The following is a 15757-nucleotide window of genomic DNA, read 5'->3' as shown; positions in this document are numbered from 1 at the left end:
TGAAATCGTAGCCGACATGGGTGGGCCGCCCGCCTTCCGTATTGAGGGGTGGAAGGGGGCGGCCCAGGGTTGATCTTCGGGTTGTTTCGGTTCTTCGGTTCTTCGGTTCTTCGGGTGTTACGGGCGCCAGGTCGCGAGTACGCCCTCGTAGAGCTCGGTGTCCGTGAGCTCGCGGGGGGTCGGGCCCGCGTGGAAGAACGACGCGTTGTCGGTCTTCAGTCTGCGGAGGTAGTCGAAGGCCTTGTTGTCGTGCTCACCGAAAGCGACGAAGGAGAAGAAGACGGAGGGGTGGTTCTTCGCGGCGTCGGTGAGGGACTGGGTGGCGGGGGTCTTGGCGTCCGGGGCGCCGTCCGTCTGGAAGACGACGAGGGCCGGGGCGTGGGGCTCCGCGGACTTCTCGTGGTGGGTGATGACCGCTTCGACCGCCGCGTGGTAGCTCGTACGGCCCATGCGGCCGAGGCCGGCGTGGACCTCGTCGATCTTGTTCTCGTGATCGGTGAGGGTGAGGTCCGCGGTGCCGTCCACTTCCGTGGAGAAGAAGACGACGTGGACCGTGGCCTCGGGGTCGAGGTGCGCGGCGAGGGCGAGGGTCTGCTCGGCGAGGGCCTGTGCGGAGCCGTCCTTGTAGTACGGGCGCATGCTCGCGGAGCGGTCGAGGACGAGGTAGAGCTTCGCTCGGGCGCCGGTGAGGTTCTTTTCCGTGAGGGTGGCTGTCGCGGCCTTGTAGGCGGTTGCGAGGCCGGGGGCGCGGGTCTTGAGGCGGGCGAGGGTCAGGGCGGGGGTGGCCGTCCCGGCGGCTACCGGTTCGGTCTCGGTCTCGGTCTCGGCTTCGCCTTCGGCCGAGTCGTTCCCACCCGCACCGCCCGTGCTGCTTTCGTCGTCGGGTGCGGGTGGCCCCAGTGGGGCGTCCTCGCCGTCGGCGGCTGCGGGTTCGGTCGCCGCCGCAGCGGCGACCGGCTCGGGCTCGGGCTCGGCGGCTACGGGCTCCGGCTCCGCGGCGGCCGGCTCCGGCTCCACTTCGGTCTCGGGCTCAGCGGCGACCGGCACGGTCTCGGTGGCTGCGGGCTCCGGTTCCGCTTCCGCGGCGGCCGGCTCCGGTTCGGTCTCGGGCTCAGCGGCCACCGGTTCGGTCTCGGTGGCTGCGGGCTCCGGTTCCGTTTCCGTTGTGGTCGGCTCCGGCTCGGCCTCGGTCGTAGCGGCCACCGGCTCGGGCTCGGGCTCGGTGGCTGCGGGCTCCGGTTCCGCTTCCGCGGCGGCCGGCTCCGGTTCGGTCTCGGGCTCAGCGGCCACCGGCGCCGGCTCGGTGGCTGCGGGCTCCGGTTCCGTTTCCGTTGCGGTCGGCTGCGGCTCGGAGAGGGGCTCGGACTCCGCGTCGGTGGGCGGGACGGCTTCCGCCGTCGGCTCCGTCGCCGCTTCCAGGGTGTCCAGTACCTCCAGCGCCTCGAAGACCTCCTGCGCCTTCACAGGTTCCACCGGCTCGGGCTCGGCGGACGGCTCCTCCGGCATGACCTCGGCCACCGGCTCGTCCGCCGGCGGCGTCTGCTTCGGTACCGTCACGTTGTCGAAGGCCGCCGAGACCAGCTCGTGCTCGTCGTCCTCGGCGGGCTCCACGGACCTGCGCGGCTCCGGGACCGGGGCGGTGGAAGTCGGCTCCGGTTCGGTCGCCGGGGACGGTACCGTCCCCTCCGCCACCTGCGAAGATGCCCGTTCCGCACCCTCTGCTTCGGCGGCACGCCCCTTGCGTGACCGACCGAACGCATTCCGCAGGAGAGTGAGAATGCCCATGTGCGCAACCCTTCGCGTGAGTTGAAGCCCGTCAATCCCTGGCCAGGACGGACACGTAAGGTTAGCCGCCCCTGGTGACGATCTTGGGGAGGGATGGCCCATAGGACCCGGTCGCCGTCAAGAGCGCCGTTCAGTCATCGTTCCGCGTGCTCCCGCCGTCACCCGACAGGACCCCAACTTCCCGACGGACACCCCGGGTTCACCCATGGTTCACCACGGCGCCCCGTTCCCGCACAAACGTGCCCCTACCGTCCGTCGAGCTGGATTCAAGGGGAGACCTCGGGGAAGCAAGGGGAGAGCACAATGCGCATTCAGCTGCCCATCATCAGAACGTCGTCCGGTTCGCATCCCGGCGGCCGGTCCGCCATGACCTGTCGTTTCCGGTGTGGTGACGCCTGCTTCCACGAGGTGCCCAACACCAGCGACAACGAGTACGTGGGCGACGTCATCGCCGGCGCGATCGGGCGCCGCTCGATGATGCAGGCCGCCGCCGTCGTCACGGTGGTCGCCGCCACCGGCGCCGGCGCCGCAGTCGCCGCCCCGCAGGCCAGGGCGGCCGAGGCGTCCTCCAAGACCAGCACCCCCAAGGGTGCGCGTGGGCTCCGCTTCACGCCGGTCGCCCCCAACACCACCGACGCGGTCGTCACCCCCGACGGCTACGAGCAGAACGTCGTCATCCGCTGGGGCGAGCCCATCCTGCGCGGCGCCCCCGCCTTCGACCCGGAGAACCAGACGGCCGCCGCCCAGGCCGGACAGTTCGGGTACAACAACGACTTCCTGGCCCTGCTGCCCCTCCCCGGTGAGTGCGACAGGCAGCTCCTCGTGGCCAACCACGAGTACACCGACGAAGTGCTCATGTTCCGCGGGTACGACCCCGCCAACCCGACCCGGCAGCAGGTCGAGGTCGCCTGGGCCGCCCACGGGCTCACCGCAGTCGTGGTGGAGGGCGACCGGAAGACCGGCAAGCTCGTCGCCGTGCCCCGGCACCCGCTCAACCGGCGCGTCACCGCCACCACCGAGTTCCGGCTGACCGGGCCCGCCGCCGGCTCCGACCTGCTGAAGACGTCCGCCGACCCGACCGGCACGAAGGTTCTCGGCACCCTCAACAACTGCTCCGGCGGCACCACCCCGTGGGGCACCACCCTCCACGGCGAGGAGAACTTCAACCAGTACTTCGCCAACAGCAGCCGGGCCACCGACAAGCGGTACGGGATCGGGACCGGGGCCACCGAGCGCAAGTGGGAGCGGTTCGACAAGCGCTTCGACGTCGCGCAGGAGCCCAACGAGGTGCACCGGTTCGGGTACGTCGTGGAGTTCGATCCGTACGACCCGACCTCGACCCCGCGCAAGCACACCGCCCTGGGCCGCTTCAAGCACGAGGCCGCCACCGTCCGGCTCACCGCGGACGGCCGCCCCGTCGTGTACTCCGGTGACGACGAGCGCTTCGACTACTTCTACAAGTTCGTCAGCAGCAAGCGCGTCAAGCACGGGACCTCCCGTGCCGTGCGCGAGCACAATCTCTCGCTGCTCGACGAAGGCACGCTCTACGTCGCCAGGCTCACCGGTGACTCCCCGGCGATCGAGATCGACGGGTCGGGCAAGCTGCCCTCCGACGGTGAGTTCGACGGCAGCGGTGAGTGGATTCCGCTCGCCACCGCCACCGCCGACGGTGCCGTGTCCCACGTCGAGGGCATGACGGCCGAGGAGGTGTTCGTCTTCACCCGGCTCGCCGGTGACAAGGTCGGCGCGACGAAGATGGACCGTCCCGAGGACATCCAGCCGTCCCCGCAGACCGGCAAGGTGTACGTCGTCCTCACCAACAACTCCAACCGCGGCAAGACCGGCTTCGCGGCGGCCGACGAGGCCAACCCGCGCAACTCCAACAAGCACGGGCACGTCCTCGAGCTGACCGAGCGCTGGAACCGGCCCGAGAGCACGAAGTTCGCCTGGTCGCTGTTCCTCGTCGCCGGTGACCCGAACGACCCCGCGACGTACTTCGCGGGCTTCCCCAAGGACGACGTCAGCCCGATCTCCTGCCCGGACAACGTGGCCTTCGACCCGTACGGCAACCTGTGGATCTCCACGGACGGCAACCAGCTCGGATCGCACGACGGGTTGTTCGGCGTGGCCACGCGGGGGGAGCGGCGGGGTGAGCTGAAGCAGTTCCTGACGGTGCCGACCGGTGCGGAGACCTGCGGTCCCATCATCCAGGACCGGCGCGTGCTGGTTGCCGTGCAGCACCCGGGGGAGATCGACGGGGCGTCGGTGGAGAACCCGGCGAGTGTCTGGCCCGACGGGCCCGGCAAGATCGTGCGGCCTGCGGTGGTGGCTGTCTGGCGTGAGGACGGCTGCGACATCGGGATCTAGTTGCCCGCATGCCCGCGGACCAACGCTCGGTGGCTGAAGAGCGTCAGTGCGGTGACGCTATCGCCCTCGCTGCTGCCACCTCCTGGCGGAGTGGTTCCAGGACGCTGTTGGCCGGGCCCGTGAGGTCCGTGCGGACGGCGTACAGGGTTTCGGCCTCCCGTACGCCTTCGGACAAATCCCGAAGTTGCAGGGCGACATGGGTAATTTCCGCCTCCGACGGCGGCGAGGCTCCGTGTTTCACGCGGACCCTCGCCGCCGTCGTCGCGTCCACGATGCGTTCCACCGCGACGACCAGGGGCCACCAGGCCGCGGCCCGGCGGCCGGTGGGCGGCGGTTCTGTCAGGGCGCGCTGGAACTCCGTACGGATGACGGACAGATCGCGGTACAGACGGCGCCGCATGCGCGCGCGGGCCGCCGGGTCCGTGGCCTCGCCGAACGCGGACTCCACGTAGCGGGCGGTGTCCGCGACCGCGTCCGCCAGGCGGTCGCCGACGCGCGTGTGCCAGCTCTCCGGCCACAGCAGATAGCCCGCGACCAGCGCGATCGCGCAACCCATCAGGGAGTCCACGAGGCGGGGCAGCAGCAGGGCCGTGCCCTGGTGGTTCAGGATGTCCGACAGAAGCAGGATCACCGGGGTGATGGCGGCCGTCTGGTAGCCGTAGCCCCTCGGCGTCAGCGCCGGGATCAACGGGGCCAGCAGCAGCATCGCCGGTACGTCCCACCAGCCTCGCGGGACTTCGGCCAGTACGGCCGCCGCGACGACCAGGCCCGCAACCGTGCCCAGCGCCCGCAGCAGTGCCCGTGAGAACACCGAGCCGAAGTCGGGCTTCAGGACGAAAGTGATCGTCAGGGCCACCCAGTAGGAGCGTGGGACTGTGATGATCGAGACCAAAACCTGGGCCAGCCCGATGCACAGGGCCAGGCGCAGGCCGTAGCGCCAGGAGGCGGCGGACAGGGCGACGTTGCGGGCGGCGTGGGCGGCGCGGACACCGAGGGCGGCGGGGCGGCCCAGGCGGTCGTCGATGCCGCGCGGGTCCACGTCGGGGGCCCTGACCACCTCGGCCGCGTGGCGCAGGGCGTGGTTCACCACGCGGGACGTCTCGCCGGTCGGCTCGGGCAGGTCGAGACCTATCGGGCCGGTGTAGCCGGTCTCCACGGCGCGGGCGAGGTGGTGTACGGCCGCGGGGATCTCGGCGGGCAGGGGCCGGCCGCTCAGGTTGGCGGCGGGGGCGGCCTCCACGACCGGCGTGATCGCGTTCAACTGGGCGAGCAGGCGGGTGAGTTCGGGGCTGCGGCCGTGGTGGCGGGCGCGCCGGGCGAGGACGAGGTCGTACGACTGGTTCAGCGACTGGGTGACGGTGTGCCGGGCCTCGTCGTACTCCCCGGGTATCTCGCTGCCGCAGGCGGCGAGCAGGGCGGCCACCGTCCGGTACGTGTCCGCGACGGCCGTCCGTTCCGGCACCCCGGAGCGCAGCGGCCAGGCGAGCAGTGCCAGGGCGAGCACGAGCAGTCCGCCGCCGGTCATCAGGACGGGGGCCAGCCACCAGTCGCCCGGCATCGGCAGTCCCGCGCCCACCACGGAGTTCAGCAACAGCAGCAGGCCGGACACCGAGGCCACCGCGCCGATCGTCGAGATCATCCCCGAGACGAGTGCCACGCCGGTGACGACGGCGACGGCGATCCAGCCGTGGCCGTACACCAGCGAGCCGAGGGCGATGCCGACCGCGCCGAAGGCCTGGGGGATCGCGATGTTGAGCAGCCGCATGCGGTAGGCGTCCGCGGTGTCGCCGATGACGCCGGACAGGGCGCCCATGGAGGCGAGGGCCCCGTACTCGGGCTTGCCGGCCATGAGTCCGAGCACCAGGGGCAGGGTCATCGCGAGCGCGGCGCGGGCGACGGCGGACCGGTTGACGGGGGCCTGCTGCGGTTGGAGGTTCCGGACCAGCCAGTCGGGAGGAGTGAGGCCGATCGGGAACTCGCGGGGCATGGGCCCATTATGAGCACGTTGTCCAGCTCATCAGGCCGTCGGGGTTTCCGCTTTCCTCCTCATTCGCGCTGGTGGAGCGTGATGTCGGCGAGCAGCGCGCGGTGGTCGGAGCCGGTCAGGTCGAGGAAGCGGACACGGCTCGCGGAGAAGTCCTCCGACAGGAGCACGTGGTCGATCTGGGCACCGAGCGCGGGGGTGGTGCGGGCCGGCCAGCTGGGCGTGCGGTCGTGGCCGGCCAGGCGGGCGGCGTCGCGCAGGCCGGCGTCGAGGATGCGGCGGAAGGCGGCGTGGTCCTGGGAGGCGTTGAAGTCGCCGGCGACGATGGTGGGGGTGCGCCGGTCGGCGGCGGCGAAGTCGCGCAGTGCGCGCAGCTCGCGGCGCCAGACGCTGACCTGGCCGGGCAGCGGGGGCATGGGGTGCGCGAGCTGGAGCCGTACGGTGTGGCCGCGGACGTCGGCGACGGCGCCGGGCATGCCCATGGTGCCGGTGACGCCGTCCGTGCCCTTGAGGGGGAAGCGGCTGAGGACCACGGAGCCCGAGGAGCCGGGGGCCTCGACGGCCTGACGGTACGGGTACGTGGTGTCGAAGGCCTGCTTGAGTGCCGCGTCGCAGCGGTACTCGCACTCCTGCACGAACACCACGTCGGGTTTCTCGCGCCGCACGGCGGTGATCAGGGCGTCGGTCGCCCGCCCGAACTCGACGTTCGAGGTCAGCACGCGCAGCTCGGTGAGCGGGGCGCCGGTGGGCTCGTCGCTTGTGGCGTACGGCTCGATGAACCACGCGAGCAGGCCGAGGACGACGACGCCCCACGCCACGCCGGTCCACCATCGTGCGAGCAGGCCCAGGAGGAGTGCGGCGCCGGTGGGTACGAGCAGCCAGGGCAGGAAGGCGAGGAGCTGTGGGACGGGGGTGATGCCGTCGGTGTCGGCGGCACGGCATCCGACGACCGTGCTCACGCCGGCCAGCATCAGGGCGGCGCACCAGGCTGCGAGGCGGCGTGAGCCGGTTCGCCGGGTGCCGTCGGCTGTCGTCCGCTCAGCCTCCGCAGTGTCCAAGGCCAGGCCCTCCGCTCCTGCGCTCCCCCGCTTCGGGTGAGGATGCCCGAATCCTCCCTCATAAGACGAGGCGGGTGGGCCGGGGGTTGCGCGGAGTCTCGCGGGACGAGTACGGGCGTTGCCCTTTGCCTCAGGCTCGGACTCGTGTCGGAGGTGCTGCCGATGCTCGGCGGCGTCGTACGACGCGCAGGACCCGTACGTACCGAGTGAGCCACGTGGCCGCCGCGACCGTCAGACCGAGGGTGAGGAGGAGCCAGGATGCCGTGCGCAGGGTGGCCGTGAGGGCGTCGTAGACGGCGCCCGCCGCCGGCCGGTGGAGCTCTTCGGGCAGGTCGGCCAGGGTGAGCCGGCGGCCGATGGCCACGGCGAGGCCGAGGAGCGCGCCGCCGAGGGCCGTGCCCAGCGCGGTCGCGGTGATCGCGCGGCGGCGGTGGACGGCGAGGGCGATGCCGGCGACGGCGAAGACGACGGACGCGACGGGCAGCCAGAAACCGGCGACTTCGAGCACGTGGTACCCCTTCCGGAGCGGAGCAAGGTCCTGGGCCGGGAGCACGGCGAGAGCGGTGTGCTCGACGGGGATGCGGTTCGCCAACGGCACGTTGTCCTGGGCGAGCTGGAGTTTGACCTGGGCGGTGACGGGGGCGAGGTCGACGGTGACCGGGCGGGAGCGCTCGTCGCGCAGCGCGTCCATGAAGGCGTGGTGCGTGGCCCGGTTGCCCGCGTCCCACGCGGTGCGGAAGGCCCGCGTCTGGGTGAACGAGCGCACCGCGTCGTGCACGAAGGGGGCCACGACGGGGGGCACGGCGCGGCGGGCGTCGACCTCGCGCATGATGCCCGCGCCCACCGTGTCGGCGACCGCGTTCCGCACGTCCGGGTCGGAGGCCAGCGGCGCCATCGTGGTGACGTACCGGCCGGTGTCGGCGAGCCCGTACGCCGCCCAGGCCGCCAGCGCCCCGAACGGCACGAGGAGGCACGCCAGGGCGATCAGGGCGGCCGACAGGGCGGTCCGCAGACGTCGGGACACGCTTCCAGGCAAGAGGGCGGGGGCGGGGCGCGCGAGTGCTGGTCGGCCGTACGGGTGCACGCGGCCGGAGCTGGGGATTCCGCCCTCCGGTGGAGGGTTCACCCGAACGGGTGTCTCATGGTTCTGGGGAGAAGGAGGCCGATCATGCGCACCACTCCGGCGGCGCGAACCCTGGCCGCGGCCCTGCTCACCGGTGGCACTCTCGCCGTCGCGGCGGCGGGCACCACCGCTGCGGCGGCCCCGTCGACCCACGCGGACGGACACGGCGGCGCCGTCTGGGGCACCGTCGTCTCCCGTACGGACCTCAACCTCCGGCAGGCGCCCTCCACCCACGCACCCGTCGTCGGCTCGCTCGCGCCCGGCAGCAAGGACCGCGTGCAGTGCATGGTCCAGGGGGAGAGCGTGCACGGCAACCCGAACTGGTACTGGCTCGCCGGCGCCCGGGCATGGGCGAGCGCCGCCTTCGTCGACACCGGCGGAGCGCGGGTCCCCGCCTGCGCGGACCCCTGCCCGCGGTGGAAGGACGGCAGCTGGACCAACTGGGACGACCCGTTCTGGAACGACTCCTGGAGCGCTTCGGGTTCCGTCTCGTGGAGCTTTTCGGGTTCGTGGAGCTGGAGTGTTTCCGGATCCTCCTCGGGCGGCTGAGCCGGGCGACCGCGCCCCGCTCCGGGGCGCCCGAGGGGTGGAGGGATGAGGGAAGGCGTGGGCCCCGGCGACCAGGCCGGGGCCCACGCTCCGTTCCTGCTCACCTGATGCGGTGGCCCTCCGCGTCCTCGTGCGTGTAGTAGCGGTAGAACAGCACCGCGAACACGCTCGCCGCGATTGCCAGCGCCATGCCCGTGGAGCGCAGGGCGGTCGCGCCCGTCTGGCTGTAGAGGAAGCCGAAGGCGATACCGGCGAAGGCGGTCCACAGCAGCGCGTGCAACTCGCGCTTCATGTGCGGGGCCAGGGCGTGCACGGCGATCCAGAGCGCCGCGAACACGGCTGCGGCCACGAAGCCGAACAGCACGTTCCAGCCGGTGATGGGGCCGCCGTCGCGGCGGTTGGCCGCGGCCCAGTAGCCGTAGACGAGGCCGAGCCCGACGGGTACGGCCCAGTCGGCCACTGTGTGGACGCGCTCGCTGAAGACGTCCGGTGTGCGGCGCATTCCGGACGCGGGTGCCGCATGAGCCATGAGGGCACTCCTCTCTCTCGACGCCCGCCCCTTCCAGGGCACACCTGGGGAGGGGCGGTGGCAAGTCGGGCGCCCGGACTTTCGCGGGGCACGAAGCCCCCGTAGATGGACGTTTGCGGTCCTGAGACCCTCCTTTGCAGCCGCAGCGGTTACGGTGCTGACGTACGTGATCGACGCGACCGACCGTGACACCAGGGGGGACGATGCCCGGAACCGTGCTGCTGCTCGCGGCCTCGCCCGTGGGCAAGGGGTGTCTGGTGGACGCGGCCTCCGTGCTGCCCGTGCTCGCCGCGGTGCCGCCCGCCGTGCTGGCCGGCACGGACACCGCGAACGTCGTCGAACTCGCCGACCCGCTCGAGCCGCAGGCCGTACTGACCCGGCTGCGCGCCGCCGCGGCCGCTCCCGGCCCGCTGACCGTCTTCGTCACCGGCCAGCTGCAACTCGACCGCCGGCAGCGCCTGCCCCACCTGGCCCTGGCTCGCACGACCCCGGCGACGGTCCGCTACACGGCGTTCCCCTGGCACTGGTTCCGGGAGGAACTGCGACTGCGGGCGACCGGGGCGACGACGCTGGTGCTCGACCTGCACGCGGACGCGGAGAGCTGGGAGCAGCTGCGTGCCAACCCCCTCGACTGCGGCCGCAACAACGCCGTTTACGGTCGCATCGCGCCGCCGCCGTCCCGGCGGACGGTGGCGCAGCCGTCGTACATGAAGGCGGTCGCGACGATTCTGCGCAGCGGGTGGCGTCCGCCGGTGGAGCAGTTGCACCAGCAGGCGGTGGGGCGTCTGGGCAGCGAGGGGTACGCGGACCTGTTGCTGGGGGCACCCGGGGTTGCGGAACCAGCCGCTCGTCGCGCGCCGGGCCCGCTCGGAGGCGCCGATCCCCACGCCGTCATCGCCACCGCCGTCCAGTCCGGTCGGCACGGTGACGCCGATGTCCTGGCCGCCCAGTGGGAAAAGGCCGCCGTACAGGCCCATGGACCCGCCTCCGAGGAAGCGCTGCACTGGACCGAGGTGCGGGCCGATCTGGCGATGTTCGCGGGAGACGCCGAGCGGAGTTGCCGGGCCTGGCTGGCGGTGGCGAGTGCGCGGCTGGCCGCGGGGCAGCAGCCCGACGCGCCTGCCGTGGAGGCGGCCGTCGACCGGGCGCACCACCAGTGGGGGCGTATCGATGACGCGGCGCGGGTCCAGGAACTCGGATCCGCGCTCGCGGACTTGCGGATGCGGGTGCCGGGGCGCCGGCAGGGCGCCCTGGACCATGTGCGGCGGCATCTGCGTCAACTGCAGACGCAGGGCTGAACGTCAGCCGAATGAGGATGGGACATGGAGGCCGGACGCGGCGGAAGGCGTGTGCGGGGGCGTGTCGTCGGCCGCCGCTCTCGCGGGTCCCGCGTTCGCCGCGATGATCAGGGCCGCGACGGCCACCACGGCTGCGGCGACGCTCCTGGCGTAGCGGGTGGATGTGCGTCCGGGCACGGCTACCTCGCAACGGCGGTGACGACGGTGACGACGGGAAATTACAGCAATGTGTTAAGCACGCTTAATTCGCCGATTAACGTAGGGGTTGACGGAGGCCAACGGCAAGAGGGCCAAGGGGAGTTGGGGGAGTCGGCGCGTGGTCGAGCGGGACGGGCCCGAGGTCATCGGGCGGCGGGTGCAGCGGTTGCGGGTCGAACGCGGGCTGACGCAGCGGCAGTTGGCGGAACCGACGTACACACCCGCCTACATCTCCACCTTGGAGGCGGGCCGGGTCCGGCCCTCCGACGAGGCGCTGAAGTACATCGCCGAGCGGCTCGGTGTCGACTTCGAGGAACTGGCCACCGGGCGTTCCGCCCGGCTCGTCACCGATCTGCGGCTGAGGCTCACCGAGGCCCAGCGCACGCTCGCGACCGGTGAGGCGGAGGTGGCGGCCGAGCAGTACGCCCGGCTGCTGGGAGAGGCTCGGACGCACGCACTGGTCGAGGTGGAGGCCACCGCGCTGCTCGGACTCGGGGAGTGCGCCGTCGAGACGGGTGATCTGGAGGTCGCCCGGGAGTTCTTCGAGCGGGCCGAGGCATGCCTCGGCGAGGCGCCCCTTCCCGCCCGTGTCCCCGCGCTGCGCGGGCGCGCCGTCTCCCACTACCTCGCGGGGGAACTCCGTTACGCCGTCTACCTGCTGGAGTCCACTCTCGACGAGCTGAACCGGAGCGGGCTGCACGACCCCGAAGCCCTGCTGCTCCTGTACGCCTCCGTCATCGGGCCCTACATGGACATGGGGGCGCAGGCCCGCGCCGCCCAGGCCGCCGAGTTCGCCCTCGCCCTGGCGCCCCAGGTCGCCGACCCCGCACTGGTCGCCCGGATGCACCGCTCCGTCGCCCGCACCCTGCTCGCCGAGGGGCGGATGGCCGAGGCCGACGCGTCGCTGGCGAAGGCGGCCGAGCTGTACCGGCAGCTCCAGATCAGCACCGAGCTCGCCAACTGCCACTGGATGCGCGGGTACGTGTGCGCGCAGAACGGCGAACTGGAGCGCGCGGAGGAGGAGTTGCGGGCCGCCCAGACCATGCTCTCCGCCAAGCGCGCAGCCCTCTACACCAGTCAGGTCGCCGTCGAGCTCGCCGACGTACTGCACCGGCGCGGCAAGTCCGATGAGGCCGCCGCGCTGCTCCACCAGGTACTCAGCGACTTCAGCGCCGAACGCGGCGCCCTGCACTCCGCCGCCGCCCACCGCCTGCTCGGCATCATCGCAGAGGACGCCCGCGACACCGAGCGGGCCGAGGAGCACTACGTACGCGCGCTGAGCCTGCTGGAGCGGGCGGGTGCCGCCGGTGACCTGGCCGACCTGTGCCGGCTGCTCGGGGACTTGCTGCGGCGGACGGGGCGCGTGGAGGCCGCCCTGGACGCCTACCGGACGGGGCTCAGGCACCGTACGGCACCGGGCACGACGACGCTGGGGCCGGCGCCCGCACAGCCTCCCCTGTGACGAACCCGGGGTGGCGCACAGGCCGGGCCGCTAGCCTGCGCGGGTGACCGACTGGCGGGACGTGCGCGTGGACGACCGGCGGACCGTGGCCGACGGCCTCCGGTTCGCCGTGCGGGCGCTCGTGTACGCCGTCCTCGGCGGTGCCGCGCTCGTCGCCGTCGTGACCGTCGTGTCCGTCCTCGGGCCGATGCTCGCGCTCGACCTCTACACCCCGCCCGTGGCCGCCTGGTGGACCGTCTTCACGGCCGTCGCCGTCCAGGGCGTGCCGTTCCTGCTGCTCGGCACGGTCGTCTCCGCGGCGATCGGCGCCTTCGTGCCGGAGCGGGTCTTCCGGCGCCTCCTCCCCCGCAACCAGGCGCTCGCCGTCCCGGTGGCCGGCGTGGCGGGCGTGGTCCTCCCCGGGTGCGAGTGCGCGTCGGTGCCGGTGGCCGGGAGCCTGATGCGCCGCGGGGTCGCCCCGGCCGCCGCCCTCGCGTTCCTCCTCTCGGCGCCAGCCATCAACCCGGTCGTGCTCGTCGCGACCTCCATCGCCTTCCCCGGCCAGCCGGGGATGGTCCTCGCGCGGCTCGTGGCCTCGCTCGCCACCGCCGTGGTCATGGGCTGGCTGTGGGCGCGCTTCGGGCGCGCGGAGTGGCTGCGGCCGCCGAAGACGCGGGTCTCCCGGACGACGGGTGCGCGGGCCTTCGTCTCCGGCCTCCAGCACGACTTCCTGCACGCCGGCGGCTTCCTGGTGCTGGGCGCGGCGGCCGCGGCGACCTTCGACATCGCGGTGCCGCGGTCCGTCCTCGACGCGTTCACGGGGTCCGCCTGGCTGTCGGTGCTACTGCTGGCGGTCCTCGCCGTCGTGTTGTGCGTGTGCAGCGAGGCCGACGCCTTCGTGGCCGCCTCGCTGAGCGCCTTCCCGGCCACCGCCCGGCTGGCGTTCATGGTGGTGGGCCCGATGGTGGACCTGAAGCTGATAGCGCTTCAGGCGGGGACGTTCGGCCGGTCCTTCGCCGTCCGGTTCGCGTCGACGACCTGGGTGGTGGCGGTGACGGCGAGCGTCCTGGTGGGGTGGTGGCTGCTGTGAGGCGCCACGGACCGGCGGTACTGCTGCTCCTGACAGGCGCGGCGGTCCTGCGGATCACGCTGTTCAGCGATCTGTATCTGCGGTACGTGCGGGCGGGGTTGCGTCCCTACCTGGTCGTTTCGGGGGTCGTGCTGGTCCTGCTGGGACTCATGACGGCGGTGCTCCGGCGGCGTACGGCCCACATGCCCGAGGAACACCACGACCACGGGGACGAAGACGAGAGCCACGGGCACACCCACGGCCCCGCCGGCCCCCGCGTCGCCTGGCTTCTCGCTCTCCCCGCCCTCGCGCTGCTCCTCTTCCCGCCGCCCGCCCTCGGCTCCTACAGCGCCGAACGCGAGACCGCCCAGCGCGCCGCACAGGGAGTCGGCACCTTCCCGGCACTGCCGGCCGCAGACCCCGTCGAGCTCACGCTCGGCGAGTTCGGCTCCCGTGCGATCTACGACAGCGGACGGTCCCTGAAGGGCCGTACCGTCCGCATGACCGGCTTCGTCACCCACGGCGACGACGGCGCCTGGTACGTCACCCGCCTGCTCGTCACCTGCTGCGCCGCCGACGCCACGACCGGCAAGGTCGAGATCCGCGGCGCGGCCGCCCCGGCCACGGACACCTGGGTCACCGTCACCGGCATCTGGCACCCCGAGGGAGCACTCGGCTCCGACGCCGCCTGGCCGCCGGTCCTCGACGCGGCGAGCGAAGGGAGTGCGCGGACCGGTTTCGGCGGGGGTCGGGCGGGTACGCGGGCGCCGGAACAGGGATTGATGCCTGGCCCGGAGGTGGTGGTCGTGTGCGACCTGGACCGGGTCGCCGACGTGATCGCCGAGGAGGTGCGGGGAGCCGTCCCCGGCGAGATCCCGGAACGCCTCTGCGCCGTCGCCGTCAGGCTGCTGCCGGTGACGGGCGCGAGCGTGTCGCTGTCCGGCGACGGCGTCCCCGTACCGCTGGGTGCGAGCAGTGAGCAGGCCGCCCGGCTGATGGAGATCCAGGCCACCCTGGGCGACGGACCGTGTCTGCAGGCCGCCGAGACCGGCGCGCCCGTCCTCGCCTCCGACCTGACGGCCGGCCGGGACGCCGTCCGATGGCCGGTGTACGCGCAGCAGGCCGCGGCGGCCGGCGTACGGGCCGTGTACGCGCTGCCCCTCGGCAACCGGGCGGTGTGCGTGGGCACGCTCGACCTCTACCGCGAGGCACCCGGCGAACTCGACGCCAGGGACCTGCGCACCGCGCGGCTGGTCGCCGGCGTGATGACGGTGGCCCTCACGGGGCTTTCGCACCGGGACGAGGACGGCGACCCCACGGACGAACCCGCGCTGGACTGGCTGGCCTCGGACCACGACGAGATCTACCAGGCCATGGGCATGATCATGGCTCAGCTGGGCGTCGGGGCCGAGGAGGCGCTGGCGCGGCTGCGGGGGTACGCGTTCGCGCACGACCGGACGGTGCTGGACGTGGCGCACGACGTCGTCGCCCTGCGGTGGACGCTGGACTACGACTGACAGTCCCGGGGGCGGTGAGGCGGGACGCCTCAGACCTGGACCCTGCCCTGCTTGCGGACGTCCGTCAGGCGCTGGGCTCCCAGTTGCACGAACGCCTGGGTGGCATCGAAGGACACGTCACCGAGGCTGCCGTGGGTCAGGCCGATCGTGTCCTCGCCGACGCGGACGGCGGCGACGTCGAGAGTGAGGACGGTGTACTCGCCGTCGGCCGTCTCGCCCGTCAGGGTCACCCGCAGCCCCTGTCTCGCGTCGCCGACCTCCGGGAGCGGCGCGTCGGCGACCGCGACGTCCTGCACGGTTCCGCCGGCGGTGGTGGCCGTGAAGCGGGCGCACTTCGTCGGCAGCGTGCGCAGCCACGCGAGCGTGCGGTCCGTGTCGGCGGGCCGCTGCTCGGTGACCTGGTAGCGGAGCTGGGCGTCGGTGTCGGCGTCGTCGAGGGTGATGACCGCGCGGGGCGGGGTGCCGAGGAACTCGTCGGTGTAGAGGCCGTCGAGGAGCCGCTGGCAGTCGGGGGCGGTGGCGGTGCCGCGCGCGTCGACGGCGGCCTTCAGCAGGCCGTCCCGCCAGGTCGCGATGCCACGGGTGGGGATCCACGGTGCGCCCAGGTCGGCTTCGGTGATGAGGGCGGCGTGGACCTGGGCGTCGGTGAGGACGGGGCCGGCGGACGGGGAAGCCGTCCCGGCCGGGGTCTTCGGGGGTCTGTCCGCGGTGAGGCCCGAGCAGGCGGTCGCGGTCAGCAGGGCACTCGTGGAGAGGACCGAGGCGACGAGGGCGGCGCGGGATCGGGTCATCGGGGGCCTCCTGGACGGCGGGGTGCGCTTTTCCCACGGCACCATCGG

At 72.7% G+C, this 15757-nt stretch carries 12 protein-coding genes and 1 pseudogene; 7 read left to right on the top strand and 6 right to left on the bottom strand.

Annotated elements, in window-relative coordinates:
* Window positions 1-117: 117 nt before the first annotated feature.
* Complete coding sequence (locus ABZO29_RS22005; protein WP_367321903.1) at window positions 118-1785, bottom strand: VWA domain-containing protein; 1668 nt, start codon at window positions 1783-1785, stop codon at window positions 118-120.
* A gap of 303 nt (window positions 1786-2088) precedes the next feature.
* Between ABZO29_RS22005 and ABZO29_RS22000 the strand changes: the two genes are divergently transcribed.
* Entirely contained in the window at window positions 2089-4152 is a 2064-nt protein-coding gene (locus tag ABZO29_RS22000; RefSeq protein WP_367321902.1) for a PhoX family phosphatase, read from the top strand.
* Between the two features lie 43 nt (window positions 4153-4195).
* Here ABZO29_RS22000 and ABZO29_RS21995 read toward each other — a convergent pair whose 3' ends face one another.
* From ABZO29_RS21995 to ABZO29_RS21985, 3 genes are all read right to left on the bottom strand, one after another.
* On the bottom strand, window positions 4196-6139 hold the full coding sequence (locus ABZO29_RS21995; RefSeq protein ID WP_367321901.1) for an FUSC family protein: 1944 nt from the start codon (window positions 6137-6139) through the stop codon (window positions 4196-4198).
* Between the two features lie 59 nt (window positions 6140-6198).
* Window positions 6199-7194 carry an endonuclease/exonuclease/phosphatase family protein gene (locus ABZO29_RS21990; RefSeq protein ID WP_367321900.1) on the bottom strand — a complete coding sequence of 332 codons (996 nt, stop codon included), beginning with the start codon at window positions 7192-7194 and terminating at the stop codon, window positions 6199-6201.
* 130 nt (window positions 7195-7324) lie between these two features.
* A complete protein-coding gene (locus ABZO29_RS21985) occupies window positions 7325-8218 on the bottom strand; it encodes a hypothetical protein (RefSeq protein ID WP_367321899.1) in 894 nt (297 codons plus the stop codon).
* Window positions 8219-8362: 144 nt separating this feature from the next.
* Between ABZO29_RS21985 and ABZO29_RS21980 the strand changes: the two genes are divergently transcribed.
* Window positions 8363-8866, top strand: coding sequence for an SH3 domain-containing protein (locus ABZO29_RS21980; RefSeq protein WP_367321898.1), 504 nt, complete (start codon window positions 8363-8365; stop codon window positions 8864-8866).
* 100 nt (window positions 8867-8966) lie between these two features.
* Here ABZO29_RS21980 and ABZO29_RS21975 read toward each other — a convergent pair whose 3' ends face one another.
* Complete coding sequence (locus tag ABZO29_RS21975; protein ID WP_367321897.1) at window positions 8967-9395, bottom strand: hypothetical protein; 429 nt, start codon at window positions 9393-9395, stop codon at window positions 8967-8969.
* A gap of 203 nt (window positions 9396-9598) precedes the next feature.
* Here ABZO29_RS21975 and ABZO29_RS21970 point away from each other — a divergent pair, with 203 nt between their 5' ends.
* The 5 genes and pseudogenes from ABZO29_RS21970 (at window position 9599) to ABZO29_RS21950 (ending at window position 14918) form a co-directional block, all read left to right on the top strand.
* On the top strand, window positions 9599-10693 hold the full coding sequence (locus ABZO29_RS21970) for a hypothetical protein (protein ID WP_367321896.1): 1095 nt from the start codon (window positions 9599-9601) through the stop codon (window positions 10691-10693).
* A gap of 316 nt (window positions 10694-11009) precedes the next feature.
* Entirely contained in the window at window positions 11010-12353 is a 1344-nt protein-coding gene (locus ABZO29_RS21965) for a tetratricopeptide repeat protein (RefSeq protein ID WP_367321895.1), read from the top strand.
* Between the two features lie 67 nt (window positions 12354-12420).
* A complete protein-coding gene (locus ABZO29_RS21960; protein WP_367326194.1) occupies window positions 12421-13422 on the top strand; it encodes a permease in 1002 nt (333 codons plus the stop codon).
* Window positions 13419-14117: pseudogene (locus ABZO29_RS21955) on the top strand (TIGR03943 family protein); the annotation flags it as partial. The gene ABZO29_RS21960 and the pseudogene ABZO29_RS21955, both read left to right, overlap by 4 nt.
* Before the next feature lie 66 nt (window positions 14118-14183).
* Window positions 14184-14918, top strand: coding sequence for a GAF and ANTAR domain-containing protein (locus ABZO29_RS21950; protein WP_367326193.1), 735 nt, complete (start codon window positions 14184-14186; stop codon window positions 14916-14918).
* Window positions 14919-14947: 29 nt separating this feature from the next.
* Here the strand turns inward: ABZO29_RS21950 and ABZO29_RS21945 are convergent, their stop codons facing one another.
* Window positions 14948-15709 (bottom strand): hypothetical protein, encoded by a 762-nt coding sequence (locus tag ABZO29_RS21945; protein WP_367321894.1) that lies wholly within the window; start codon window positions 15707-15709, stop codon window positions 14948-14950.
* Between the last annotated feature and the right edge of the window lie 48 nt (window positions 15710-15757).

It is taken from the genome of Streptomyces sp. HUAS ZL42 (genome assembly GCF_040782645.1).
Classification (GTDB): Bacteria; Actinomycetota; Actinomycetes; order Streptomycetales; family Streptomycetaceae; genus Streptomyces.
The sequence above is the reverse complement of the archived record's forward strand: the minus strand, read 5'-3'. Positions and strand labels throughout refer to the sequence as shown.